We start from the raw sequence: 23,145 nt of genomic DNA, 5'->3' as shown, positions 1-23,145 counted from the left end.
ATGATTTACCGCCTCGCGCGTTCGGCCATGTTTCAGCTTGATCCTGAAAAAGCGCATGATTTGGCTATTAAGAACTTTTCTCGCTTCACCGGTACACCTCTCGATATTTTTTACCGTCAAAACCTCCCTGATCGTCCTGTTGAAGTAATGGGGCTCAACTTTAAAAACCCTGTTGGTCTGGCCGCCGGGCTGGATAAAAATGGTGAATGTATTGATGCATTTGGTGCGATGGGCTTCGGATTTGTTGAAGTCGGCACTGTGACGCCTAAGCCTCAGCCAGGAAATGACAAACCCAGACTTTTTCGGGTAAAGCCTGCTGAAGGTATTATCAACCGGTTCGGATTCAACAATAAAGGCGTTGACCAACTGGTAGAAAATGTAAAGAAAGCCTCGTTTGACGGAATTATCGGTATCAACATCGGTAAAAACAAAGATACACCGTTGGAGAAAGGGGTAGACGACTATCTGATTTGTATGGATAAAGTCTACGAGCATGCTGGTTATATCGTTGTGAATATTTCATCACCGAATACTCCAGGGCTACGTAATCTTCAGTACGGTGAGGCATTGGATGATTTGCTGACGCAGTTGAAGAGCAGGCAACAATCGTTGGCAGAGAAGTTTGGCCGATATGTGCCGCTTACCCTGAAGATCGCGCCCGATCTCGAAGATCACGAGCTGATCCAAATTGCCGACTCATTGATCCGAAATGAGATTGACGGTGTGATAGGGACGAATACGACCCTGGATCGTACTTTGGTACAGGGAATGCCGCATTGTGATGAGGCAGGCGGCTTGAGTGGACGTCCGCTACAGCACAGAAGCACGGAAGTCATCCGTATGCTTAATCTTGAGCTCAAGGGACAAATCCCAATCATTGGGGTAGGTGGCATTGATTCAGCCATTGCTGCAAGAGAAAAGCTGCTAGCCGGTGCCAGTTTGGTCCAGGTGTATTCAGGCTTTATCTATCATGGTCCTAAACTGGTAAAAGATATCGTGCTCAATTGTGATTTACGATAATCAGTGACGCTGTCACTAAATAAGTGCGTTTGTAAATCAATATCATACGCAAACAACGCCCACTTTAAGTGGGCTTTTTTTTGCTTCAACATCGGTAAAACGCAATATTTTGTCAAAATTACAAAGGCTAACGCTATGATCTTGCGCGTTTTTTCCCCTTTTATTTTATCACTTACTTAGTACAATTCCTTTTACGTACTTAATTTGCTTGCTTTGATCACAGTTAAGACACTGACATTGGAGCCTATCGTGTTAAAACCAAATAATTCATGGACGTGGTATTACGACCAGAAGAATGACTCTTTAATGCTCGATCTGGGCGAAGAGATGGTTTTCCGCGTTTCTATTCCGAGTAAACATCTTATTGCTTGTGCCTTTAACCGATGCGAATTTACGGTTGACGATGCAAGTACCTATCAAACATACCTCGAAAGCATTTCAGTGCTGGATTTATCCGCTCCGCGTAAGGTCGAACTGGCCTTAAATGCTGTCGCTGCCAGTCGTTTTCATAAACCAATGATGCCTAAAAGCTGGTTTTTCTCACAGCAAGAGGGTGGTTATACGCCTCATAACGGTGAAATCATCGGGCTGGATACCGATTTCGGCTCTGCTCGTTACCTGGTGATTGAAAACAGTGGTTGTGCGAGCCTTTGCATGCTGGCAGATGTGGCACCTCATGTGCTGACTTCAGGGAAAGAAATGGAATTCTGCGGCATTATCAAAGTAATGAACGACAGAATGCAGGCAGTGCACTTAGACACAGAGCTAGGCTTAGCGCTGGTAGGCTAACCGATGGCTTGAAAAGTCATTATTAACAACGGCTTAGCCTAAAGCCTGCAAAGGATCATTTCTATAAATTCCTCCCCCAAAAAACGGCCCACTACCTGCGTATAATACCTGGTTAACCAGCTGCTGTGCGTGATCAGGTTTAGCCGCTCTGTATCGCTGTTCGTTTTTCTGCGCAAGTTCCCACTCTCTCTTCCTATCTAAATACTCGCGTGTTATCTCATATTGGTACTCACACCTTTAGACAGGCCTTTGGCTTAATCAGGGGACTTCTCCGTCCCATTCCTTATTTGTTAGCGGCTATCGCTGTAGGTTTCCGGTATATCTGCTGCTGATGTCTTTTTGCTGTTTCAGATACATCCGCGCCTGTGGGGATGATAGTCATCAGCGCGTCATTTGATGAATATCTATACGGGCATTGAGCGACTTAACGTCAGCTTGATGCACAAAATAAGTAGAAAAAGGAACTTTTTTATTGCTCTTTGTCTTTTTTTTGGACAAAAAAACACCATTATTTTCCGCTAAATTATCGTTTCTTCGAGTGGATATTTCCCTGTTTTCCTCGTTTTTGAAACCTGATTACAAACGCAAACAAACACACTACATTTAATTTCCTAACAGGAAAGAGTTGCGCGTAGCTCGCTTAATCCTGGGTGATGGTATTGTATATACATACGGGTGGAGATAGCGAATGCTTACAAACATCGTCGGTAATTTAGCGACGACACGTTAAGAGTTACGGTGCTCAACTGACAATTACACCCATGTAAACTATTGATTTTAAATTGATTTATTTATTGTCCCCATATGGAAACAATGCGATTGCGCAGAGGTGAGTGCTTGCTTAATCCTTTCTTATGATTGTATTCAAGGAGTTAAGTTGGGTTCGTTTCCTGTGGGAAACTATCTGCCTGGTGAGGTGTTCTGAAAAGCATGCGTTTTATCTGTCGTGCTCGCTTGGTTGGTGGCGGATTGACAAGTTAAACCGTGGTGAAGTGGCGAACTGGGATGGTTAGGTTGATTTATACTCGAACAGTGCAGAAAAAATGACTGGCCGTTATAGGTGATACAGGCGCATATCTGCGAATTCAGGTATAATCGCGGGCAACATTTGTTTGAAAAGAAACCCATGAATCAATATCTCGCTATTACTTCCCGTGGTCTGGAAAATCTTCTGGCCGATGAACTGACTCAACTCGGTGCTGCACAAGTCAAAGTTGTGCATGCCGGCGTTCGCTTTTCCGCTGATCAGAATACGGCTTATCGTTGCTGTTTATGGACTCGTGTTGCATCACGCATCGTCCAGGTATTAAGTGAATTTAACGTCAGGAACGATCTGGATCTGTATCTCGGTGCGACAGCGATCAGCTGGGAGCAGTATTTCAGTTCCCGTACCCGTATTGTGGTCGACTTCAACGGTACTAATCGTGAAATCCGTAACAGCCAGTATGGCGCGATGAAAGTTAAGGATGCCATTGTTGACCGCTTTACCAAGGGAAATCAGCCTCGTCCGACAATTGACCGTGAACGACCTGATTTACGTATCCACGTCCGTTTGTCGAACGATAAAGCCATTGTGGGTTTGGATATGGCGGGGAGTGGCCTTCATCAGCGTGGGTATCGTACTGAAGCGGGTAAAGCACCATTGCGCGAGACTCACGCTGCGGCTTTGGTGATTAAAAGTGGCTGGACACCAGAGAAGCCATTGCTAGACCCAATGTGTGGCTCAGGTACATTGTTGATTGAAGCGGCCATGATTGCAGCGGAGATTGCGCCGGGGTTAAAACGTAAGCGTTGGGGATTTGAAGCCTTAAATGATTTTGACCAGGACGCCTGGCAAGAGATTCATGCAGAAGCTTCTGTGAAAGCCCGTCGTGGTGTCGCTAACGTCACAACACGATTTTTTGGCCGTGAAATGGACAGGCGTGTCTTGACTGTGGCCAGAGATAACGCAGGCCGTGCCGGTGTGAGTGAGTTGATTGACTTCGAATACGGTGATGCTACCCAATTGGTTCGCCCTAACGGGTTTGAAACCGGTGTGATTATATGTAACCCCCCTTATGGTGAGCGTCTGGGCACCACACCTGAGCTGATTGCGCTTTATACCGAGCTAGGAAATCGTCTCAAGCTGGCCTTTGCCGGTTCAGTGGCGTCTATCTTCTCATCGTCGAATGAATTGCTGAGCTGTATGCGTATGCGGGCCGATAAGCAGTTTAAGCTGCGAAACGGGGCATTAGATTGTGTGCTCAAGACGTATCAGATCACTGCCGGTGGCGTTAAGCAGGTAGAAGGGGCTAACGAAGGGCAATTGGAAGAAACGGTGGTTGCTCCGGATTTTGCCAATCGTCTGAAGAAAAACCTGTCGAAACTGGACAAATGGGCGAAGAAAGAAGAGTTGGATTGCTATCGGGTCTACGATGCCGATTTGCCTGACTACAATACCGCAATCGACAAGTATGCAGACTACGTGGTGATTCAGGAGTATGCAGCGCCTAAGTCAGTGCCTGAGGAAACGGCACGTCGTCGATTGATGGATATTATGCGTGCCACTATTCAGGTGACAGGTGTTGACAGCGACAAAGTGGTTTTGAAAGTGCGTGAGCGCCAGAAAGGCAAAAGCCAGTATCAGAAACTGTCTAATGCGTCGCGCTATATGACTGTCAATGAGTATGGCGTAAAGTTGCAGGTTAACCTGTTTGACTATCTTGATACCGGACTGTTTCTGGATCATAAAATTACCCGTCGTCGTCTTGGCCAAATGTCAAAAGGCAAAGATTTCCTCAACCTGTTTGCTTACACTGGCTCGGCTACGGTACATGCTGCTTGCGGTGGCGCGAAATCCACAACAACGGTTGATATGTCAAATACCTATCTGCGTTGGGCTCAGGAAAATATGGCCTTGAATGGTCAGGTCGGCCGCCAGCATGAATATGTTCAGGCGGATTGCCTGCAATGGCTGCAGGAAGTGGATGACACTTTTGATTTGATCTTCATTGATCCGCCAACTTTCTCCAACTCTAAGCGCATGAAACAGAGTTTTGATGTGCAGCGTGACCACATCATGCTGATGGAGAACCTGAAGCGAATGCTGCGCAAGGGTGGAGAAATTGTGTTTTCAAACAATAAACGCCACTTCAAGATGGATGAAGCGGCATTAGCGGATTTGGGGCTGGTGGCGAAGAACATTTCTTCTGAAACACTGCCTATGGATTTTGCCCGTAATAAGCAGATCCATAACTGCTGGATTATTACCCATAAGGAAGGCGACGCTTGAGTCGCTGAAGTCGATAAACTAAGGATTGTTACTTGTCTATCATCCTCTACAGTACGGAGGGATGCCACCTCTGTGAGCAGGCGTATGCGCTGCTTACGGAGGCCGGCGTTTCAGAGCAGGTAGATGTCGTTGATATTGCTTTTGACGACAACCTGTTTTCCCGTTACGGCGTCACAATACCGGTCGTATCAATTTACGACAATGAATCTGTTTCTGAGCTTGGCTGGCCTTTTGATGCCGCTGAGCTGGCACTTTGGTTAAAGAGTCATGGCATTAATTAAAATCAGTAACGCGCAGCTTGCATATGGTGATCATCCATTATTGGATCATGCCGAATTTCTGCTGCAACCTAATGAACGTGTGTGTCTGGTCGGCCGTAATGGCGCAGGTAAATCCACGTTGATGAAAGTCATTGCCGGAGAGGTACTGCTGGATGATGGCAGTATCCAGCGCATGAGTGAATTAAAAGTTTCGCGGCTGGAACAAGATCCGCCCCGCAATGCCGAAGGCACAGTCTTTGATTTTGTTGCAGAAGGTTTATCAGAAGTCGGTGGTTTGCTTCGCGAATATCATCACTTACTCGATAAAATCACCACGGATGCCAGTGAAATACACTTTGCGCAATTAGCTAAGGTACAGGAAAAACTGGATCATGCTAATGCCTGGCAGTTTGATAACAAAATCAGCTCCGTATTAGAGCACCTCGAGTTAGATGCCGGTACTTTGCTGGCTGATTTGTCTGGCGGCTGGCAGCGCAAAGCTGCACTGGCACGTGCTCTGGTGAGTGAGCCGGATATTCTCTTGCTTGATGAACCCACTAACCACCTGGATGTCGCTACGATTGAATGGTTGGAAGGTTTCTTAAAAGATTTCCGTGGCTCCATTATCTTCATTTCTCACGACCGGGCCTTCATTCGTTCAATGTCGACCCGAATTGTGGATTTGGATCGAGGCAAGCTCAATTCATTCCCTGGCGATTACGATAAGTATCTGGACGCGAAGGAAGAGTTACTGCGTATCGAAGGCGAGCAAAATGCTGAATTTGATAAAAAACTTGCGCAGGAAGAAGCGTGGATACGCCAGGGCATTAAAGCAAGACGTACCCGTAATGAAGGACGAGTAAGAGCGCTGAAGCAGCTTCGTGCCGAGCGCAGTGAGCGGCGTGAAGTGATGGGTAAAGCCGATATGCAGCTTCAGGATGCCCGTCGTTCAGGTAAAGTTGTCTTTGAAGCCGAGAATATCAGCTACCGTTACGACGATAAACCTATCATTAATGATTTCAGCTTTAACGTCATGCGCGGTGATCGTATTGCCCTGATTGGGCCAAACGGCTGCGGTAAGAGTACTTTGCTCAAGCTCATGCTGGGCCAACTGCAGGCGACAGAAGGGCACTTTCACTGTGGTACCAAGCTGGAAGTGGCGTATTTTGATCAATACCGCGAAATACTTGATCCCGAGAAAACTGTGCTGGATAACCTGGCAGAGGGTAAACAGGAAGTCACGGTCAACGGTCGCAGCCGCCACGCGTTAGGTTATCTGCAGGACTTCTTGTTCCACCCTAAAAGGGCACGCACACCGGTTAAAGCGCTGTCTGGCGGTGAGAAAAATCGCTTGTTGCTGGCCAAGTTATTTCTGAAACCCAATAATTTATTGGTTCTTGATGAACCAACTAACGATTTGGATATCGAAACTCTTGAACTTTTGGAAGATATTCTTGCCAATTATCAGGGCACTTTGCTCTTAGTGAGCCACGATCGTCAGTTTGTTGATAATACTGTGACCACAAGCTGGATTTTTGAAGGTCAGGGTGTCGTCAATGAATACGTGGGTGGCTACCATGATGCTCAGGAACAGCGAGCCAACTCTGCTGCACAACGTGCTAAAGCACAGGCAGAAGCGCAAGCAGCCGAGAATAAAAAAGATGAAAGCCAGCAGCGGCAACAAGTCAACCGGGATAAACCGGGTAAGAAGTTGTCTTATAAACTTCTGAAAGAACTTGAAGAATTGCCGTCTCGTTTGGAAGATTTGGAAAATGAGATTGCCCAGTTGCAGGAAAAAATCAATGATCCTGCCTTTTTCCAAAGCTCGAGTGACGATACTCAAGTGACGCTGTCACGCCTGGCAGAGGCAGAGCAAGCACTGGAGGTCGCATTTGAGCGTTGGGAAGAACTAGAAGCAATGCAGAAGGAATCCTAATGCGACATAAGATGTTCAAGTTTTCAACGCTGGCAATAGTTGTTGCCAGCGTCACACAGGCACAAGCGGCGGTGTATGACGTTGTTGAAGTGAGCGGTGATGCCAGTGGTGTAGATGCACTGCAATATTACGATAAAAATAACAGTGATTTGGCCAGCCAGGTGCAGTTTTATGGCCAGGGGATCAGTCCATCGACTGGCACTGAAAACTGTTTTGAAACCAGCTGTTCATCAACCAGTTATAAAGTCTTTGGCGAAAGCCGCTTTGGCAGTGACGGCATTGATATCCGTGACGAAATTCCCTATCAGCTGGATAACTTCCAGCAGATCAATGATGAGTGGTCGCTGGAAAGACACTGCAGCTCTGCGTATGGATTCAACACTTGTGACACTTGGGCAGCAATCCGTTTTTTTGGTGTCGGTTATAACTCTGACAACCCGGAAGATGGCTCAGGTTATGGTGGCTTGCGCAGAGAGCAATTTGCCTGGCAGGACAACTATTATGCGAACACACTGCCACTGCTAGATAACGGCACTGACGCTTTTGAGCGTGTCACGACCTTCGCTAATGCTGCGGCAGGGTATGATTCAGGCGTGACGCCGTCACTCGGTACGCTGGTGGATGGCGGCGATCATGTCTCTGCGAATGGCGCGGTGAGTGCAGTCGGCACCTCAAGCCTGGGTGAGTATGCGCTGGGTGTGACCAGCTCGGCTTATTTTGCCAATAATAACCACTACGCACGCCAGTTCAACAAGCGCGGCTTTGTAAACCTTGATGCCACTAAAGTTTCATTATTGCCGGTTGCCGGGAATGAGCTGGTTAAAAACATGGGTCAGACACTAGCCTGGGATGCCGTTGAGTATCCTGAAAATAGTGGCAATCTGCTGGTGGTTGGCAGTGCGGCGTTTGCGCCATCCAATCTTAATGACAATATCAAGCTGCCTGATGACGTGCCGATCAACCGTGGCGACCTTAATAACTGTGTCACCAATGGCGCGACGCCAGGCACCATATTCAACTCATGGGCTTGTCAGTTTACTGTCTTCGCCAATGAGGCGGCATTCTGGAATGTTGATGGCTCATCAGCCACTTCAGAAGCTCAGTTAGTTGCAGCCCGTGCATCGGATCGACCGGCGTTGGATCCTGATGATGATAATCGATCTTTCCAGGCATCAGTCCGAGCGGTTTCTCTGGTCGGCGGTAAGCCAGTGATGGTGGGATACACTACCGACTCAGTGGATAACGATTATTACGCAGTCCGCGCGGCCATCTTTAAGCTGAAAGACGGTGTGAGTGGCATTCCAACCGCTGAGAGCTGGACGGCTTCTTACATACCAAACCTGAATATTGAACAGGGTAATGACCGCATTTACCGCTATACCATTGCAACGGATATCAATGACCAGAATAAAGTGATTGGTGTGGCTAAGCGGGCCAAGTCTACCGAGCGTTCGTACGCAGAAATGATGTACTTGTACGATGCGACGTCGAATTCGTTCAAATGGCTGGATTCATCAGTCAGCAGCATTTTCTTTGCCGGTGCGAACGGCTATCCAAGTGCGATCAACTCAAATGATCAGATTGTCGGTTGGGTAGATGCAGAAACGGTAAACCAGGTTAACGGCCGGCAACGTCGTCAGCGCGCTTTCACTTATCTGGCGGGTAGTGACGCTGTCACAGATGCATTGCCGGCTAAGTCTGCTTGGATGCTGGATGACCTGACCAATGATGATAATCTCAATGGAGCAGCGAACCGGTTCCGTATTGCTCAGGCATCAGGCATTAATGATGCGGGTGTGATCTCCGCAACCGCACTGAAGTGTGAAGCCGGATATAAGTCGCTCAGTAAGAATGCCGAGTGTGAAGGGGAAGAACGTATAGTTGCTGTTAAGCTGATTCCTCGCGTCGATGCACAAGTGCAACCCAGAGGTGATGACGAAACGAGTGTAAGCCGTAAAGGTGGCTCCATAGGGATTGTGACGCTGTCACTTATGGCGTTGCTGGGGTTACGCCGCAGAAAGTGATTTGTCAAAATTGTTCGATTTTTAATCAGGCTCACAAGTTGTGAGCCTGTTTTTTTATGAAGGTTGATCTCTTCAGCTAAATATCCAATCCTTAAGGTGGAGTCACAAAAACTCCATCATTATGTAATGGTAATGATTAATATGAATAAGGATGAGGATCGAACTATGAAGAGACAAAAGCGGGATCGTATGGAACGCGCACAATCTCGAGGCTATCAAGCTGGCATTAATGGTCGTTCCAGTGACGCATGTCCATATCAAACTGTGGACGCCCGTATGAACTGGCTAGGTGGCTGGCGAGACGCGAGAGAAGAATTGCAATCTGGCCGCGCAAAATAAAACCCTTCACCCTCATATCCCCAACCATACAGAGCCCCTTTGGAGAGGGGCTTTACTTTATCTGTAGAAGACACGCAAAAAAGGCCGCGTGTGCGACCTTTCTGTTATCGATATAGCGCTAAACTGAATTAGAAATTAGACGTGTCTTGAAACAGGCCAACTTTCAGATCTTTAGCAACATAGATTTCTTTACCGTCAACCAGTACTCGGCCGTCAGCAACACCCATAATCAACTTACGGTTGATAACGCGCTTCATTTGGATCTCGTAAGTGACTTTTTTGGCCGTAGGCAGGATTTGGCCAGTGAATTTCACTTCACCCACGCCCAAAGCACGACCTTTACCTTCACCGCCAACCCAGCCAAGGAAGAAGCCAACAAGCTGCCACATTGCATCCAGGCCCAGGCAACCAGGCATAACGGGATCGCCAGGGAAGTGGCAGTCGAAAAACCAAAGATCAGGTTTGATATCCAGCTCAGCAATGATGAAGCCTTTGTTAAACTCACCACCTTCATCAGTGATTTCAGCAATACGATCCATCATCAGCATATTAGGAGCTGGTAATTGAGGACGCCCAGGACCAAACAATTGGCCTTGGCTGGAAGCGAGGAGATCGTCACGGTTGTAAGAATTGCATTTCTTCATTGGATGCTATTTTCTCTTTGAAATTATTGGGGCAATTTAGCTTACACCTGTACGCCTAACAACTCGGATCAGTGGTGGACCAACCAGTTTTTCAATTTAGTCAACCAACCTGAACCATCGTCATTATGACCGCTATGGAAGTGCGCTATACGTATAGCGATGACATCTAAGAGTGTATCTTCATCGCTTTCTTGATTACTTTCGTCTCGACGGAAAGCTTTACCTGTCAGTAAAGGTAGCGCATCATCCACACTATTTACTGCCCAGATATGAAATTTACCGTCTTTAATTGCATTCAGGACTTCATCACAAAGACACAGGTTACTCAGGTTTGTTTTCGGCAAGATGACACCTTGCTGGCCAGTTAAACCCCGGTAGGCACAAACTTTGTAGAATCCCTCGATTTTTTCGTTAATGCCACCAACAGCTTGTACACGGCCAAATTGATCGACAGCACCTGTAACGGCGATTTGCTGGTTGATTGGTTGCTGCGAAAGGGCGGACACCAAAGAGCACAGCTCGGCTAACGAGGCACTGTCTCCATCGACTTCACTGTAAGACTGTTCAAAAACGATAGATGCTGAGTATGGCAGAGGTTGGTCAAGATCAAGAGCAGTACTGACAAATGCCTGCATGATCATCATACCTTTCGCATGAATATTGCCTGCCAGTTCAGCCTTGCGTTCGACATCTGAAATATCGCCGTCACCAAAGTGAACCACGCAGGAAATTCGGGCTGGTTCTCCGTATGCAACAGGGTGTCCAGGCATTTCAACAACCGTTAATCCATTTACCTGACCGACTTCATTGCCTTGGCAGTTAATAATAACCTGGCCGTGATGAATATCTTCGATGGCTCTCTCTGGCAAGTATGAACTGCGGTATTCTCTGGCCTTCAGTGACTGTTGTAAGTGCTTGGCAGTAATCGGCTTACCCTGGGACTCAATGGCTGCTTCACAGAGCAGACTTAAATGCCAGAGAGGGCAAAGAGGCAAACGATTTTGATCTTCTTCATGGCGTGCACCGGTGCGCATCAATACTTTTAATGCATCGTTGTCCGCCATGTCTGGTATTCCAGCCTTTACAATCAGAGACTTCAAATAGGCTAAATATTTTGGCAGGCTGTCTTGAGAAAGACGCATATCCGGCTCAAACTCACCATACATGCTAAAACCAGAAGCGATGTCCGGCTCAGCATTTTCAAGCTCTGCCATTAAGAATCTGTCGCCAACCACGACTAACTTTACATTGAGTGCTTCTGCCGGTGGTAATGGGTAAAGTTTCTTCTGAGTAACTGGCTGCCATTCCAGTTCGCCATTCATTAGTACTGCTTTGAGCCTTGGCCATAAGCTTGGGTTGGCAAGAATGCTGGCAACAGATAACACTAAATAACCATTATTGGCTTGGTGAACCAGTCCATGTTTAACCTGAGGTTTCGTTAATTTGCCATCTTCTAAAGGTGGATACACGGCGCCAAATAGGTTGATATCTGTGACGTTGTCACCAGCTATCACAATAGGGGATTCATCAGACAGGCTTTTACCAGCTGAATCCCAATGTGTCAGCAGATCAATGATATAGTCGCGGTAAACTTTGTTATCAGGTGCAGTAATTCTTAATAATCTGGGCTGAATATCAACTGCTGTGAATCGGCGTACGGCATCGCTCAGGCGATCTTGTAAAATGCCTGTCGGTGCAGGGGGGAGTTGTGCATACTGGTCCAGAATTGGCTCATACTGAGTATAATCTGGGAGCATGGTACGCCAGGATTCTTCTTGCATAGGCTTGATATAATTTCCGTTACTGTGAAAAAGACAGCAGTATAAAGGAATCGTTGTCCGCATAATAGAACAGGTATGGATTATCCTGCGATTCGGGTGAGAATCAGCCAAAAGGCGTTCCTTCGAAGATGGATACATGCTTCTAAATCAATATGCTATTGTGCTTCACTATCGATCTAGTTACACTGTCACTCTCTATTTATTGTAGACTTTACAAACCCAAATAAGCGTCGATTATGAAATATCAGCAATTAGAAAATCTTGAGGCGGGCTGGAAGTGGGGCTACCTGGTAAAGAAGTACAAGGAAGGGCAAGCCGTCACGCGCTATATAGATACCAGTGAGGCAGAGGCTGCTGTGGCAGCATTACTCGAGATAGAACACGAACCAACCAAAGTGCTGGATTGGATTGGCCATCACATGTCTCCTGAGCTTGAAAATAAGATGAAGCAGGCGATACGTGCGAAGCGAAAACGCCACTTCAATGCTGAACAGGTCCACACACGTAAAAAATCTATAGATCTGGATTATCGTGTCTGGGAGAAACTGGCCGATAAATCAAAAGAGTTAGACTGTACGCTATCCGATACAATTGAGTACCTGTTGAGTGAAAGCACTAAGTCCCTGGAAGCCAATAAAAAGGTGCAGGACATAAAACAAGACTTAAGTAAATTGCTTCAACTCGACTGATTCGCTATACCTAATATCATGCGCTGTTTGTTTGAGGGATAAGACAATGGAATATGTTCTTTTGCTGGCAGTTGCTGTGTTGATCCTGGTTTTTAAGGACCGGCCAGTGATGATGTTAAAATTTGAGCACGGCGAGTTGAAGCAGACAAAGGGAAATGTCCCCAGTGGATTCTTACATGGGTGTAAAGATATAGCTCACCGAGAACCATTTAGCGGGCATATCAAAGTTTATAAGAATAGGTTTACGACTAAGCTGGTTTTCTCGAAAGATGTTCCAGCAAAAGTGAAGCAAAAGATTCACAACGTGTTTCCGTTCTCTTCCAACAACAAGAAATCAGGGCGAAGACAAGCTTAGCTTAGGTAGGCCTGCTAAAAGCAGGCTATTGTTGCCACCCTAATGCACCATAACTTATTGCAGGATAAGTTAATCAAACTCGCTCATGCTCACTTTTCAATATGTAGCTGAAAATTTGCAACCTTAGCTAAACATTGATTGATCTTTTGCATCGAAAGGGGTTTTACAATATAGCCATCAGGCTTATGTGAGATAACTTTTTTTACCGTTTCCATTTCATTTTCTGCAGTCACAACGATAACTGGCAGCTCTGGTTGTTCCTGTTTTATTTGTCTTAGTAACGACAAGCCATCCAAAGGCAAGCTGAGGTTTAAGTCTAAAAAGACGCAATCTAGCGCATGGCCTACAAGTTGGGATTTTACGAATATGGCCTCAGCCTGGCTAATAGAACTGGCATGAAGCAAGGTTTTTGGTTGGATACTGTTTCTCAACAGCTGGGCTAGAATTTGTGCCATCACTTTATTGTCTTCAATGATAAGAATACTTTTCATGTTCAGGCATCCATCTAATTATTATGCGATTTTTCCCCTCATTGATATTAGATAAGAATTTACTGACATACCAGCAAAGAGTCAAAAAGTATAACCTTTAATGCACTATAACTATGATTACAGGTAGCAGTAGCAAATAAAGCTATGAGATAAATGCAATCTTCATAGCAAATTAACAAAGCTTATCAGATTGAACGTCGACACTTGATTGTATTACGTTGTCACTTTTTATTTTTCGTGTTCTTAATAACTGGCTACCTGCGAGACAAAGGTACTTTAGCTCATCACTAGTGTTTTTTTGGATACAGCATGTCGGCTCGGTAAAGTCGGGGGAGTAAGGGCTATTGGTACCATACAAACCCACCTTTTTGAGTCGGTGATCCTGTAACGTTTTATTCGCACGATTAATACCATCATTAACGTAGGAAACTGCATGCCGGTCGCTATAGAACGCGGTCAGCTTACCGTGTTGCTCAAGATATTCACGGTTTGCCGCCATATAATCGAAAGCCGCTTCAGTGTTACTGAAGCGCAGGTTCATCAGGCGGCCAGTGTCATCGATACAAACCAGTAAACAACATTTAGGGCTGCGGCCTTCGAATCAGTCATGATGTAAGCCGTCAATTTTAACCAATTCACCCAGGCAATCACGACGATGACGAGACTGGTAGACACGTGGCTTGCGTTTGGCATGGGGAACCCAAAGACCATAAGCGATCATCCATTGTCGTAAGGTTTCAACGGAAACATGGACGCTATGATCCTCGGGGAGTTTTTCATGAGCCAATATCGGAGCGAAGTCGCTGTATAGCTGATGGAGCAAGGCCAATGTATGAAATTTTAATTAATCATCATGGCGATGATTGCCTGGTTGGCCACATTTTAATGAAACAAACCAGCAGCACCTAATTCAATGAAGCGTTTGACCAAACGATAAACTTAGCGCGGACTCAGTTTAGGTAAACGGGCAGCCTCAACACCGGTGAACTGTTTGTCACAGATGTCTTGGAGCAGCTTGATTCTCAGTCATAGTATTAGCATCCACAGGCTCCAAACACGGTAAAGAAAGCTAAAACAACATGACATTTCAATCTGGCACAAACCTGATACATCTAACTACTAGACCTTACACTGTCAGTTCGCATTATGTACATTATGTTAAATAAAGGATAGCGAGGATTATATGTAGAGCTCTTCTGCTCTCTTCTCTATGGTTACCTGGTTAGTAAAGCGCGCCATTTAACCATAACGCTGATTTACCATAAAATAGGTAATTCACACTTATATTTAAGTCCTGCTGCAAATGTCAGTTTGCCTGGTTCTTCAATGTCAGGTGTAATTACCTAAGGCCGACGAACACCGATGTGTTCGTCGGCAAGAAAAACTATGCCAGCGAGACTAACTCGGCGTACTCACTCAGCAATTTGTCCAATTCAGTTACACGTATCGGCTTCGCTAAAAAGCCGTTCATGCCCGCTTTTTGATATTCAAGCTGATCTGAATGCATGGCATTTGCCGTCAGCGCAACGATGGGTAAATCAACATGCTTTTCCCGGATTTTTCTGGTTGCTTCCATACCGTCCATAACCGGCATAGAGATATCCATTAATATCAAATCAAATTGCTCAGGTGACGCTGCAATCATATCCAGTGCCATTTGCCCGTTGTCCGCCACTTGAACCAGGTGTCCTCGTTTTTCCAACATAAGTTTTGCGACCATCTGGTTTGTCTTACTGTCTTCAGCCAACAAAATGGATAATGCTCGGCGCGGAGTTTTTCTTTGAGGTAGTTTTTCTTCTTCTATTTCCGCTGCAGCTGTGACAATCGGTAAAAAAACAGAAAAACAGCTACCTTGGCCTAAATGACTGACCAATGATATACGGCCTTGCATTTTTCCTACAAGATGGCGGCTGATGGCCAGCCCCAAGCCGGTACCGCCATATTTCCTGGTAATACTACCGTCAGCCTGAACAAACGGATTAAAGAGATTTTTCTGAGCTTCATCAGAGATACCTATCCCGGTATCAATAACTTTAATTACAATCTCATTATCTGCTGTTGTGACAACAACATTGACAGAGCCACTGTTTGTAAATTTGATGGCATTACCAATCAGGTTAAACATGACCTGAGTAACGCGGTTTTTGTCCCCCTGCGTTTTTGCAGGAACTGTTTCATCAACCCGGATATTCAAATCGATGTTTTTTTTCTGTGCCTGATCTCGCAATTGTTCAACGACCAACGTAGCGCAATCTGCGACAGACATAGGTTCCATGTATAAATCAAACTTGCCCGACTCTATACGAGAGAGATCCAGAATATCGTTAATGATCGTCAGAAGCAGTTGCGCAGACTGCTCCATTTGATTGACCCATTTGAGCTGCTCAATATTCAGCCCTGAATCAGCTAAAGTATCCATCAAACCAAGAACTGCATTCAAAGGCGTGCGAATTTCATGGCTCATCATGGCCAGAAACTGAGATTTAGCGGCATTTGCAGATTCTGCTTGTTGCCGTGCCTGCTGCAATTCAACTAAACGCTGTTTCTTGCTGGTGATATCTTTCGCTGTTCCCCGGTATCCACGAAGTTCTCCGTGTTTGCTAAAGTACGGGCTACCGCTGAAACTTATCCATGCCCCACCCTCACTGCCGGGCAACTGCCACTCCAGATCTTCAAAATCCTCATTGCTGAGTAATTTATTACGTAACTTGGTTTGAAAAGCGTTATCATCCTCAAAGAGATCTAACAAACTTTTCTTATCAATCACATGATTAGATAAGTCTGGCGCAGAAATATACGTAAACCTGTATTCAGTATCTATCTCCCAAAACCAGTCACCGACAGTATTTGCAAAGTCTTTAAATCGCTGCTGGTTATGCAGTAACTCTTGAGTTCGCACTGTCACCAGAGTTTGTAACCTTTCCCTGTAATCAATGTCGATAATTGCGCGCTCAAGTAACGGTCGGAATCGAGCCAGCACTCGTTTACAAGAAGCGCCAAACTGACCGGGTTGAGAATGTAAAAATAGTAGTAATGCGTCACCTGAACTGACTTTCACTCCCGTCATCAACACTGAGCGACAGAGTTCAAGCTGGTCCTTGGGTAAAAAACGAAATTCAGCAACTTGCAGCGGGTCGAAAAGTGCAATACTTTCACCGTTGATCGCACGTATAAAAGTTTGATTAACTTCCCAGGAGCAAGATTCAAAATTTGTACAGGTGGTGACAAGCTCTTCTAAATGTGATGTTTCATCTTCACGAGTCAGCACCAGTGCGTGTTCGAAGCCAATGTATTTGCGCAGAACAGCCAGCAGGCTGTTGAATACTTGCCGTTTGCTGTTAGCGCCAGCCATTGCTGACATGCCCGCTAAAATAGCAGAGTACTCATCTCTAAGCTGTTTTTCTCTTTCCTGGCTTCTGAGTAAGGCAAGCAAGGTTTCCTGTAAGGTTTCTGTTTCTCTGCCTGGCATGCTCATTATTCCCGGTAAAACAAAACGTTAGAAATCATTAAATTACCATGCTCATTCTCACCACCAAGAAACTGGCCTTGTTCTCCAAATGTGAACGGACAAATAAACGGGGCATTGAGCATAGCTTGCTGCATTTTCTCAGCAACCATGTCCATACGGGGTTTCACCTGGAGCATACAGCCGGCACAATAAATACTTATTCCGCCAATGGCCTCGATCTGCTGATGGCTATCATGAAGCAAACCGTCCACTGTGCGGCCAGTCCGGTTAACCAGGTTTTCTTCCGTCCCCGTCATCAGGTAGAGTTCCTCTCCTTCCTTTACTGAAGCAAACAATGTGATTCCACCACGTGCAGTAACAGAATTGGGATGAGCGAGCTTAAAATAAGGCAAGTCGTGTAAGGTGCCGGCAATACGACCAATAGGATGCAAAGCTGAGAGAGACATTATGCTTTGGCCATACTCTAAGGGTTGCTTAATCCACTCTTCATACACCTCTTTTGCTGGTCGGTAGTCGAGTTCTATAAGCTCTCGTCCTTCTACCTTAGTCGCCACTGCGCGATGATCAGTTTTTGCGTAACCTGAATGAAAAGAGAAGCTTAAGTCGCATGACGGATAAAAGACACTCACAGCAACACCATCAGAAGCAGAATGATCTTGAGTGAAAAGTTGCCATTCTCCCAAAACCCCTGCATCCGCGGCGCTCCCACCAATTATAGGCACTGGTGTGCCAAACTCCTGAGATATGGCCTGTATCACCTCTTCTTCAGCGCCAGGACTTGCGTGCAGCAAAACGAGTGAAGGTAATTCCCCCAAGCGTCCGGTGTTTTGAATGGCCTTCAGCAATGCCTGTTTCGCCATTTGATGAGGAAGCTGATGGGTAGACACTAAAGCAGAGCCATACGCACCATTGAAGTCAAAGACAGCCCATAAACCGACAACCCGATCGGGAAAATATCCTGCTTCTGTCAGGATTCCCTGACATGATGAACAGCCTAAAATTTGAGTATCGGGGAATTCGGCAACAAGTTGCTCTCGGATAACTTGCGCATTGTCATGCCCTGAAAAGTACACCAACAATAAGCTGGGCCGTACTAATCTGGCTTTCAGTTGACTAACAGCCTCATCTACTGCTGCTGTTGTCGTTTCTATCGTTGAGTAACTGGTAACAATTTCCATGTAGTGTTCACGGCTGAGTGTGTATCTTCCCCATAATAGACAGTTTCAATTTGAGGATCAGCAGAGTATTGAATTTTTATAAAAAAAACTCTTAAGTCTGTGTGCGATTTACCGTTATTAGTATTTAACTATTCGACAAAGCAGATTTGGGTATGACAAAGCAACCAGTAATGATTGTCACAGAAGGAACAACAGAGTTAGGCAAACGTATCTGTAAAGAGCTTGCTGCTACTCAGTCTATTGTCATGTCACTGAGCAATGACGAAAATGCGGGTTACGATTTGGTTGCAGAGGATCCACGAGTCAGATTTCGCAATACAGACTGCAGTAAAGAATCAGACATTGCCGCAGCCGTCCGGGAGATTGAGTCTCAATTTGGTCGGCTTGATGCACTTGTCATTAACCCATCGGTATCACTTCCCGATGTGGGCATCCCCTTCACTGAAATGGATTTGTTTGATTGGAACCAGGCACTTCACCACCAGTTAACAGCAACCTTGTTTACCGCCAGACAATCTCTGCCTCTTCTGAAAGCAACGAAAGGGACGATTGTCCATGTTGTCCCTACGCCACAAGAATCAGCTATTAACAGTGAATTACTCGCAGTCTGTAGCCAAGGCCTAATTGGACTGACTGAAGCTTTGGCCAATAGCTTATCGCCGGATGTTTCTGTCCATGCTGCCCGATACATTCTTAACCGGGCTGATGCAAAAAAAAATGATGTAAATCAATTCAAAGACGTGGCAGCTATGGTACGTTTTTTAGTAAGTAACGAAGCCTCGTACATCAACGGACAGGTTTTCAACATTTCGAACCGAGTTTTGGATAAAAAATCGCCGTAATGGCTCAGGAAAAGATCCAACATAGTGAATAGATGAAAGTTTCTTTTTATATAATTGTTTTTAATGGGTTTTAATTAATTTTAAATGAAAAATAATGATATATTTTTCAATCTTGTGCCCGTATGTTTGCCTTATCAGAGCAAGATTGCATAAAACCAACAAAAAACCCTATCTTTCAACAACTTAATTGCCACTTCATACTTTTTGATACCGATTAAACAAATCATCACCCAGCACAGCCTCACCTGGCTGCTTTAAATACAAAGAGAACGGCTACTGGTACCCGTTTCTTGCTTCTTCCCGCACTGACGATCAGCAGTGATTTCAGCTCCTACTTCGCCTCACTCCCAGTACATTCTTCTGATACTTTCTCGCAAGAACTTGGTACTTCTTCTGCCTTATTGTCAGATGTATATGTAATTGTTCTCCATACGAATGCCGCAATCAGAACAGTAAGTAGGAGCAAAATTTGGATCAACCGAGCTTTCGTTAGTTTCTGTGCAGCCATGATTGTATACATTTCCCATGTTACATAGTTCAAACTTTTTGCATAAAAATAGTGAGCCACGACATGAGCTCACCCTTCACACTGTCAATCATTTCTTATCTCAAGTATTATGCGTGCTGAAAATGCCACTTTTACAACAAAATAGCAATTTCCGTGTCGAATTGTTTATAAAAACAACACAGGATTTGTCTAAGCTTTGGGTGGCATTGCGAAATGAAGTTGTTCGCAAAGAAACAAGAGTGTAGTTGAAATTTTTTAGTGGAAGCATGCAACATGAGCCAAGAAAAGCAGCTTGATCAAAACTACAACTATACGGTCGTTCGGCAATTTACCCTGGCTACCATACTGTGGGGTATTGTTGGAATGAGCGTTGGTGTATTTATTGCCGCTCAGCTGGTTTGGCCGGCACTTAACTTTGACACCCCTTGGTTGACATACAGCCGTCTGCGTCCGCTGCATACTAATGCAGTGATCTTCGCCTTCGGTACCAGTGCACTGTTCGCGACATCCTATTATGTCGTTCAGCGCACATGTCAAACCACGTTGTTTGGTGGCAAGTTAGCGTCGTTCACCTTCTGGGGCTGGCAAGCCGTGATCCTATCAGCAGTCATTTCGCTGCCTATGGGATATACAACCAGCAAAGAATACGCTGAACTGGAATGGCCAATCGATATACTGATTGCCGTTGTCTGGGTCTCTTATGCTGTCGTGTTCTTCGGAACTATGATTAAACGAAAAACCTCACACATTTATGTGGCAAACTGGTTCTTCGGTGCATTTATCCTGACGGTAGCCGTTCTTCACATTGTTAACAGCATGGCGATTCCGGTCTCAATGACGAAGTCGTATTCTGTCTACTCTGGTGCAGTCGATGCCATGGTTCAATGGTGGTATGGACACAACGCCGTAGGTTTCCTCCTTACTGCTGGCTTCCTGGGTATGATGTACTACTTTGTCCCGAAACAAGCCGGTCGTCCTGTTTATTCCTACCGTTTGTCTATCGTGCACTTCTGGGCACTGATTTCTCTGTATATCTGGGCTGGTCCGCACCACTTGCACTACACAGCACTGCCTGACTGGACTCAGTCACTGGGTATGGTGATGTCTCTGGTATTGTTTGCGCCATCCTGGGGTGGCATGATCAACGGTATCATGACGCTGTCCGGTGCCTGGCATAAACTGCGTTATGACCCTATTCTGCGCTTCCTGGTAGTGTCACTGTCGTTCTACGGCATGTCTACTTTTGAAGGGCCGATGATGGCGATTAAGACAGTTAATGCCCTGTCACACTATACCGACTGGACAATCGGCCACGTTCATTCAGGTGCATTAGGCTGGGTTGCCATGGTTTCTATCGGTTCGGTATATCACCTGATTCCAAAACTGTTCGGCCAAGAACGTATGTACTCCATCAAGCTGGTGAACGTGCATTTCTGGCTGGCCACTATTGGTACAGTTCTTTACATCGTAGCTATGTGGATTTCTGGTGTGATGCAAGGTCTGATGTGGCGTGCGGTCAATACCGACGGTACCCTGACCTACAGCTTTGTTGAAGCTCTGCAAGCGTCTTATCCGTTCTACTTCGTGCGTTTCTGTGGCGGTCTTATCTTCGTAACCGGCATGTTCCTGATGGCTTACAACGCTTACAGAACTATTGCCGCACCGAAAGACAGCTTAAAAGCCATAGAGCAACCAGCATAAGGAGTAAAACTGATGAGCTTTCGTCACGAACTTGTTGAAAAAAATGTTGGTTTGCTGGCCATCCTGATTGTAATTGCAATCAGTTTGGGTGCGCTGGTAGAAATCACGCCGTTGATTTATCAGGATCAAACGACTGAGCCAGTAGAAAACCTGCGCCCTTACACTGCCCTGGAAATGGAAGGCCGTGACATTTATATCCGCGAAGGATGTAACGTTTGTCACAGCCAGATGATTCGCCCATTCCGTTCTGAAACTGAGCGTTACGGTCATTATTCTGTGGCAGGTGAAAGTGTTTGGGAGCATCCATTCCTGTGGGGCTCTAAGCGTACAGGTCCGGATCTGGCCCGTGTAGGCGGTCGTTATTCCGATGAATGGCACCGTGTTCACTTGCGCAACCCTCGCGATGTAGTACCGGAATCGAACATGCCCGGTTTCCCGTGGCTGGAAGAAAATGTACTGGATGGCGAAATAACCTCTAAAAAACTTGCCCTATTCCGCGATAAGTTCGGTGTACCTTACACTGACGAACAAATTGCGAAAGCAGGTGATGATGTGAAAGGCAAGACTGAAATGGACGCACTTATTGCTTACCTTCAGTCTCTAGGTCACGCGATGAAATAAGGAGGCACCATGGATATCGGAACCATTCATAGTATCTGGACTGTGATTCTGTTCGGTAGCTTTATTGGTATTGTCCTTTGGGCCTACAGTAAACGCCGTAAATCCCAATTCGACGAAGCTGCGAATTTAATTTTTGCAGACGAGGAGAAGGATGTGGCCACGCGTGAAAAAGACAGGAGCAAATAAGAATGTCGACGTTTTGGAGTGTATGGATCATCGTCATCACGCTTGGCACCCTGGCTGCAGTTGCTGCCATTCTTGCTTGGTGTAGCAAGGACAAAATGGGTGTTGAAGAAGGTGAGGACATGGGCCACGAATACGATGGTATTCGCGAGATCAATAACCCACTGCCTAAGTGGTGGTCTTACATGTTCTGGGGAACCATCGTTTTTTCTTTGGTATATCTGGCGCTGTATCCTGGCCTGGGCAATTTCAAGGGCCTTTTGGGTTGGCAGAGTTCCGATCAGACTGTTCGCACAGTGGCTGAGTCAAAAGCATCTATTGCTAACTCCCAGCAAGCGAAAGAGCTTGATCAGTATGCCAAAGAGTTAGGTGATGCAGAACAAGCTTATGGCGAGTTGTTTAAATCCCTTGCCTATAACGAGTCTGGTAATAACCTTCGTCCAATCGAAGAAATTGCAGCCGATCAAGATGCTCGCCGTGTCGGTCAGCGCTTGTTCCTGCAAAACTGTGCTCAGTGCCACGGCTCTGATGCACGTGGTCAGCAGGGCTTCCCTAACCTGACCGATAACGATTGGTTGTACGGCGGTGAACCTGAAACCATCAAAACAACCCTGATGCATGGCCGTAAAGGCGCTATGCCTGCATGGATTGACACCCTGGGCGAAGACGGTGTACAAGAAGTAACAAGTTACGTTCTGAGCCTGTCTGGCCGTAAAGTGAATGCCAAAGAGGCTGCAGCGGGTAAACAACGTTTTGTGGTATGTGCCGCCTGTCACGGTACCGATGGTAAAGGTAACCCTGCATTTGGTGCGCCTGACCTGACGGATAATATCTGGTTATATGGTGGCTCACGTCGTGCGGTAGTTGATACCATTACTCACGGCCGTCAGGGTGTAATGCCGGCTTGGGATAACATTCTGGGCGAAGAAAAAGTTCAGCTTATCTCTGCTTATGTATGGGGCCTGAGCAACAACCAGCAGTAATCCTGATTTCTGTTACGAATCAGTTAATTGTTGACGTTTGCTGACAATTTCACTGAAGCTA

The 23,145-nt window shown here is 45.9% G+C and carries 20 protein-coding genes; 15 read left to right on the top strand and 5 right to left on the bottom strand.

Going from position 1 to position 23,145, the window contains the following annotated elements; genetic code table 11:
• From pyrD to rmf, 7 genes are all read left to right on the top strand, one after another.
• Positions 1-1,020 (top strand): quinone-dependent dihydroorotate dehydrogenase, encoded by a 1,020-nt coding sequence (gene pyrD, locus D6M16_RS04975; RefSeq protein ID WP_120510838.1) that lies wholly within the window; start codon positions 1-3, stop codon positions 1,018-1,020.
• Positions 1,021-1,269: 249 nt separating this feature from the next.
• Positions 1,270-1,809: a cell division protein ZapC gene (locus tag D6M16_RS04970; RefSeq protein WP_120510837.1), complete on the top strand. Its 540-nt coding sequence runs from the start codon at positions 1,270-1,272 to the stop codon at positions 1,807-1,809.
• A 1,126-nt stretch (positions 1,810-2,935) separates the two neighbouring features.
• Entirely contained in the window at positions 2,936-5,080 is a 2,145-nt protein-coding gene (gene rlmKL / locus D6M16_RS04965) for a bifunctional 23S rRNA (guanine(2069)-N(7))-methyltransferase RlmK/23S rRNA (guanine(2445)-N(2))-methyltransferase RlmL (RefSeq protein ID WP_120510836.1), read from the top strand.
• Positions 5,081-5,112: 32 nt separating this feature from the next.
• Positions 5,113-5,361 carry a glutaredoxin family protein gene (locus D6M16_RS04960; RefSeq protein ID WP_120510835.1) on the top strand — a complete coding sequence of 83 codons (249 nt, stop codon included), beginning with the start codon at positions 5,113-5,115 and terminating at the stop codon, positions 5,359-5,361.
• Positions 5,348-7,276, top strand: coding sequence for an ABC transporter ATP-binding protein (locus D6M16_RS04955; RefSeq protein WP_120510834.1), 1,929 nt, complete (start codon positions 5,348-5,350; stop codon positions 7,274-7,276). Before D6M16_RS04960 ends, D6M16_RS04955 begins: the two co-directional genes overlap by 14 nt.
• Complete coding sequence (locus D6M16_RS04950; RefSeq protein ID WP_120510833.1) at positions 7,276-9,300, top strand: DUF3466 family protein; 2,025 nt, start codon at positions 7,276-7,278, stop codon at positions 9,298-9,300. The genes D6M16_RS04955 and D6M16_RS04950 overlap by 1 nt, the downstream gene beginning before the upstream one ends.
• A gap of 165 nt (positions 9,301-9,465) precedes the next feature.
• On the top strand, positions 9,466-9,639 hold the full coding sequence (gene rmf, locus D6M16_RS04945) for a ribosome modulation factor (RefSeq protein ID WP_027252207.1): 174 nt from the start codon (positions 9,466-9,468) through the stop codon (positions 9,637-9,639).
• 128 nt (positions 9,640-9,767) lie between these two features.
• Here the strand turns inward: rmf and fabA are convergent, their stop codons facing one another.
• The gene (fabA, locus tag D6M16_RS04940; RefSeq protein ID WP_120510832.1) at positions 9,768-10,283 is read right to left on the bottom strand and encodes a bifunctional 3-hydroxydecanoyl-ACP dehydratase/trans-2-decenoyl-ACP isomerase; all 516 of its coding nucleotides are present in this window, start codon (positions 10,281-10,283) and stop codon (positions 9,768-9,770) included.
• 68 nt (positions 10,284-10,351) lie between these two features.
• The gene (locus D6M16_RS04935) at positions 10,352-12,064 is read right to left on the bottom strand and encodes an AAA family ATPase (RefSeq protein WP_120510831.1); all 1,713 of its coding nucleotides are present in this window, start codon (positions 12,062-12,064) and stop codon (positions 10,352-10,354) included.
• Positions 12,065-12,300: 236 nt separating this feature from the next.
• Between D6M16_RS04935 and matP the strand changes: the two genes are divergently transcribed.
• Positions 12,301-12,753, top strand: coding sequence for a macrodomain Ter protein MatP (matP, locus tag D6M16_RS04930; RefSeq protein ID WP_120510830.1), 453 nt, complete (start codon positions 12,301-12,303; stop codon positions 12,751-12,753).
• A gap of 46 nt (positions 12,754-12,799) precedes the next feature.
• Entirely contained in the window at positions 12,800-13,108 is a 309-nt protein-coding gene (locus tag D6M16_RS04925; protein WP_120510829.1) for a DUF3634 family protein, read from the top strand.
• An 89-nt stretch (positions 13,109-13,197) separates the two neighbouring features.
• Here the strand turns inward: D6M16_RS04925 and D6M16_RS04920 are convergent, their stop codons facing one another.
• Positions 13,198-13,599, bottom strand: a complete 402-nt coding sequence (locus tag D6M16_RS04920) for a response regulator (RefSeq protein ID WP_120510828.1) — start codon at positions 13,597-13,599, stop codon at positions 13,198-13,200.
• Positions 13,600-14,032: 433 nt separating this feature from the next.
• Here D6M16_RS04920 and D6M16_RS22675 point away from each other — a divergent pair, with 433 nt between their 5' ends.
• A complete protein-coding gene (locus tag D6M16_RS22675) occupies positions 14,033-14,173 on the top strand; it encodes a hypothetical protein (protein ID WP_162940930.1) in 141 nt (46 codons plus the stop codon).
• Positions 14,174-14,983: 810 nt separating this feature from the next.
• Here D6M16_RS22675 and D6M16_RS04910 read toward each other — a convergent pair.
• Together D6M16_RS04910 and D6M16_RS04905 are read right to left on the bottom strand one after the other, a co-directional pair.
• Positions 14,984-17,068 (bottom strand): ATP-binding protein, encoded by a 2,085-nt coding sequence (locus tag D6M16_RS04910; protein ID WP_120511874.1) that lies wholly within the window; start codon positions 17,066-17,068, stop codon positions 14,984-14,986.
• Between the two features lie 5 nt (positions 17,069-17,073).
• Complete coding sequence (locus tag D6M16_RS04905) at positions 17,074-18,246, bottom strand: FIST signal transduction protein (RefSeq protein WP_120510827.1); 1,173 nt, start codon at positions 18,244-18,246, stop codon at positions 17,074-17,076.
• Between the two features lie 152 nt (positions 18,247-18,398).
• Here D6M16_RS04905 and D6M16_RS04900 point away from each other — a divergent pair, with 152 nt between their 5' ends.
• The 5 genes from D6M16_RS04900 (at position 18,399) to ccoP (ending at position 23,084) form a co-directional block, all read left to right on the top strand.
• Positions 18,399-19,088 carry an SDR family oxidoreductase gene (locus tag D6M16_RS04900; protein WP_120510826.1) on the top strand — a complete coding sequence of 230 codons (690 nt, stop codon included), beginning with the start codon at positions 18,399-18,401 and terminating at the stop codon, positions 19,086-19,088.
• Between the two features lie 781 nt (positions 19,089-19,869).
• A complete protein-coding gene (gene ccoN, locus D6M16_RS04890; protein ID WP_120510824.1) occupies positions 19,870-21,297 on the top strand; it encodes a cytochrome-c oxidase, cbb3-type subunit I in 1,428 nt (475 codons plus the stop codon).
• 12 nt (positions 21,298-21,309) lie between these two features.
• On the top strand, positions 21,310-21,918 hold the full coding sequence (ccoO, locus tag D6M16_RS04885) for a cytochrome-c oxidase, cbb3-type subunit II (RefSeq protein WP_120510823.1): 609 nt from the start codon (positions 21,310-21,312) through the stop codon (positions 21,916-21,918).
• Between the two features lie 9 nt (positions 21,919-21,927).
• Positions 21,928-22,104 (top strand): cbb3-type cytochrome oxidase subunit 3, encoded by a 177-nt coding sequence (locus D6M16_RS04880; protein WP_027252218.1) that lies wholly within the window; start codon positions 21,928-21,930, stop codon positions 22,102-22,104.
• Positions 22,105-22,106: 2 nt separating this feature from the next.
• Entirely contained in the window at positions 22,107-23,084 is a 978-nt protein-coding gene (gene ccoP / locus D6M16_RS04875; RefSeq protein ID WP_120510822.1) for a cytochrome-c oxidase, cbb3-type subunit III, read from the top strand.
• Positions 23,085-23,145 lie beyond the last annotated feature (61 nt).

The organism is Photobacterium salinisoli (assembly GCF_003614885.1).
GTDB classification, from domain to species: Bacteria; Pseudomonadota; Gammaproteobacteria; order Enterobacterales; family Vibrionaceae; genus Photobacterium; species Photobacterium salinisoli.
The sequence above is the reverse complement of the archived record's forward strand: the minus strand, read 5'-3'. Positions and strand labels throughout refer to the sequence as shown.

Excerpts from the sequence above, each read along its gene's own strand:
- pyrD (WP_120510838.1), top strand. The coding sequence starts at position 1 with ATGATTTACCGCCTCGCGCGTTCGGCCATGTTTCAGCTTGATCCTGAA.
- rlmKL (WP_120510836.1), top strand. The coding sequence starts at position 2,936 with ATGAATCAATATCTCGCTATTACTTCCCGTGGTCTGGAAAATCTTCTG.
- D6M16_RS04955 (WP_120510834.1), top strand. The coding sequence starts at position 5,348 with ATGGCATTAATTAAAATCAGTAACGCGCAGCTTGCATATGGTGATCAT.
- D6M16_RS04950 (WP_120510833.1), top strand. The coding sequence starts at position 7,276 with ATGCGACATAAGATGTTCAAGTTTTCAACGCTGGCAATAGTTGTTGCC.
- rmf (WP_027252207.1), top strand. The coding sequence starts at position 9,466 with ATGAAGAGACAAAAGCGGGATCGTATGGAACGCGCACAATCTCGAGGC.
- fabA (WP_120510832.1), bottom strand. The coding sequence starts at position 10,283 with ATGAAGAAATGCAATTCTTACAACCGTGACGATCTCCTCGCTTCCAGC.
- D6M16_RS04935 (WP_120510831.1), bottom strand. The coding sequence starts at position 12,064 with ATGCAAGAAGAATCCTGGCGTACCATGCTCCCAGATTATACTCAGTAT.
- matP (WP_120510830.1), top strand. The coding sequence starts at position 12,301 with ATGAAATATCAGCAATTAGAAAATCTTGAGGCGGGCTGGAAGTGGGGC.
- D6M16_RS04925 (WP_120510829.1), top strand. The coding sequence starts at position 12,800 with ATGGAATATGTTCTTTTGCTGGCAGTTGCTGTGTTGATCCTGGTTTTT.
- D6M16_RS04920 (WP_120510828.1), bottom strand. The coding sequence starts at position 13,599 with ATGAAAAGTATTCTTATCATTGAAGACAATAAAGTGATGGCACAAATT.
- D6M16_RS22675 (WP_162940930.1), top strand. The coding sequence starts at position 14,033 with ATGCCGGTCGCTATAGAACGCGGTCAGCTTACCGTGTTGCTCAAGATA.
- D6M16_RS04910 (WP_120511874.1), bottom strand. The coding sequence starts at position 17,068 with ATGCCAGGCAGAGAAACAGAAACCTTACAGGAAACCTTGCTTGCCTTA.
- D6M16_RS04905 (WP_120510827.1), bottom strand. The coding sequence starts at position 18,246 with ATGGAAATTGTTACCAGTTACTCAACGATAGAAACGACAACAGCAGCA.
- D6M16_RS04900 (WP_120510826.1), top strand. The coding sequence starts at position 18,399 with ATGACAAAGCAACCAGTAATGATTGTCACAGAAGGAACAACAGAGTTA.
- ccoN (WP_120510824.1), top strand. The coding sequence starts at position 19,870 with ATGAGCCAAGAAAAGCAGCTTGATCAAAACTACAACTATACGGTCGTT.
- ccoO (WP_120510823.1), top strand. The coding sequence starts at position 21,310 with ATGAGCTTTCGTCACGAACTTGTTGAAAAAAATGTTGGTTTGCTGGCC.
- D6M16_RS04880 (WP_027252218.1), top strand. The coding sequence starts at position 21,928 with ATGGATATCGGAACCATTCATAGTATCTGGACTGTGATTCTGTTCGGT.
- ccoP (WP_120510822.1), top strand. The coding sequence starts at position 22,107 with ATGTCGACGTTTTGGAGTGTATGGATCATCGTCATCACGCTTGGCACC.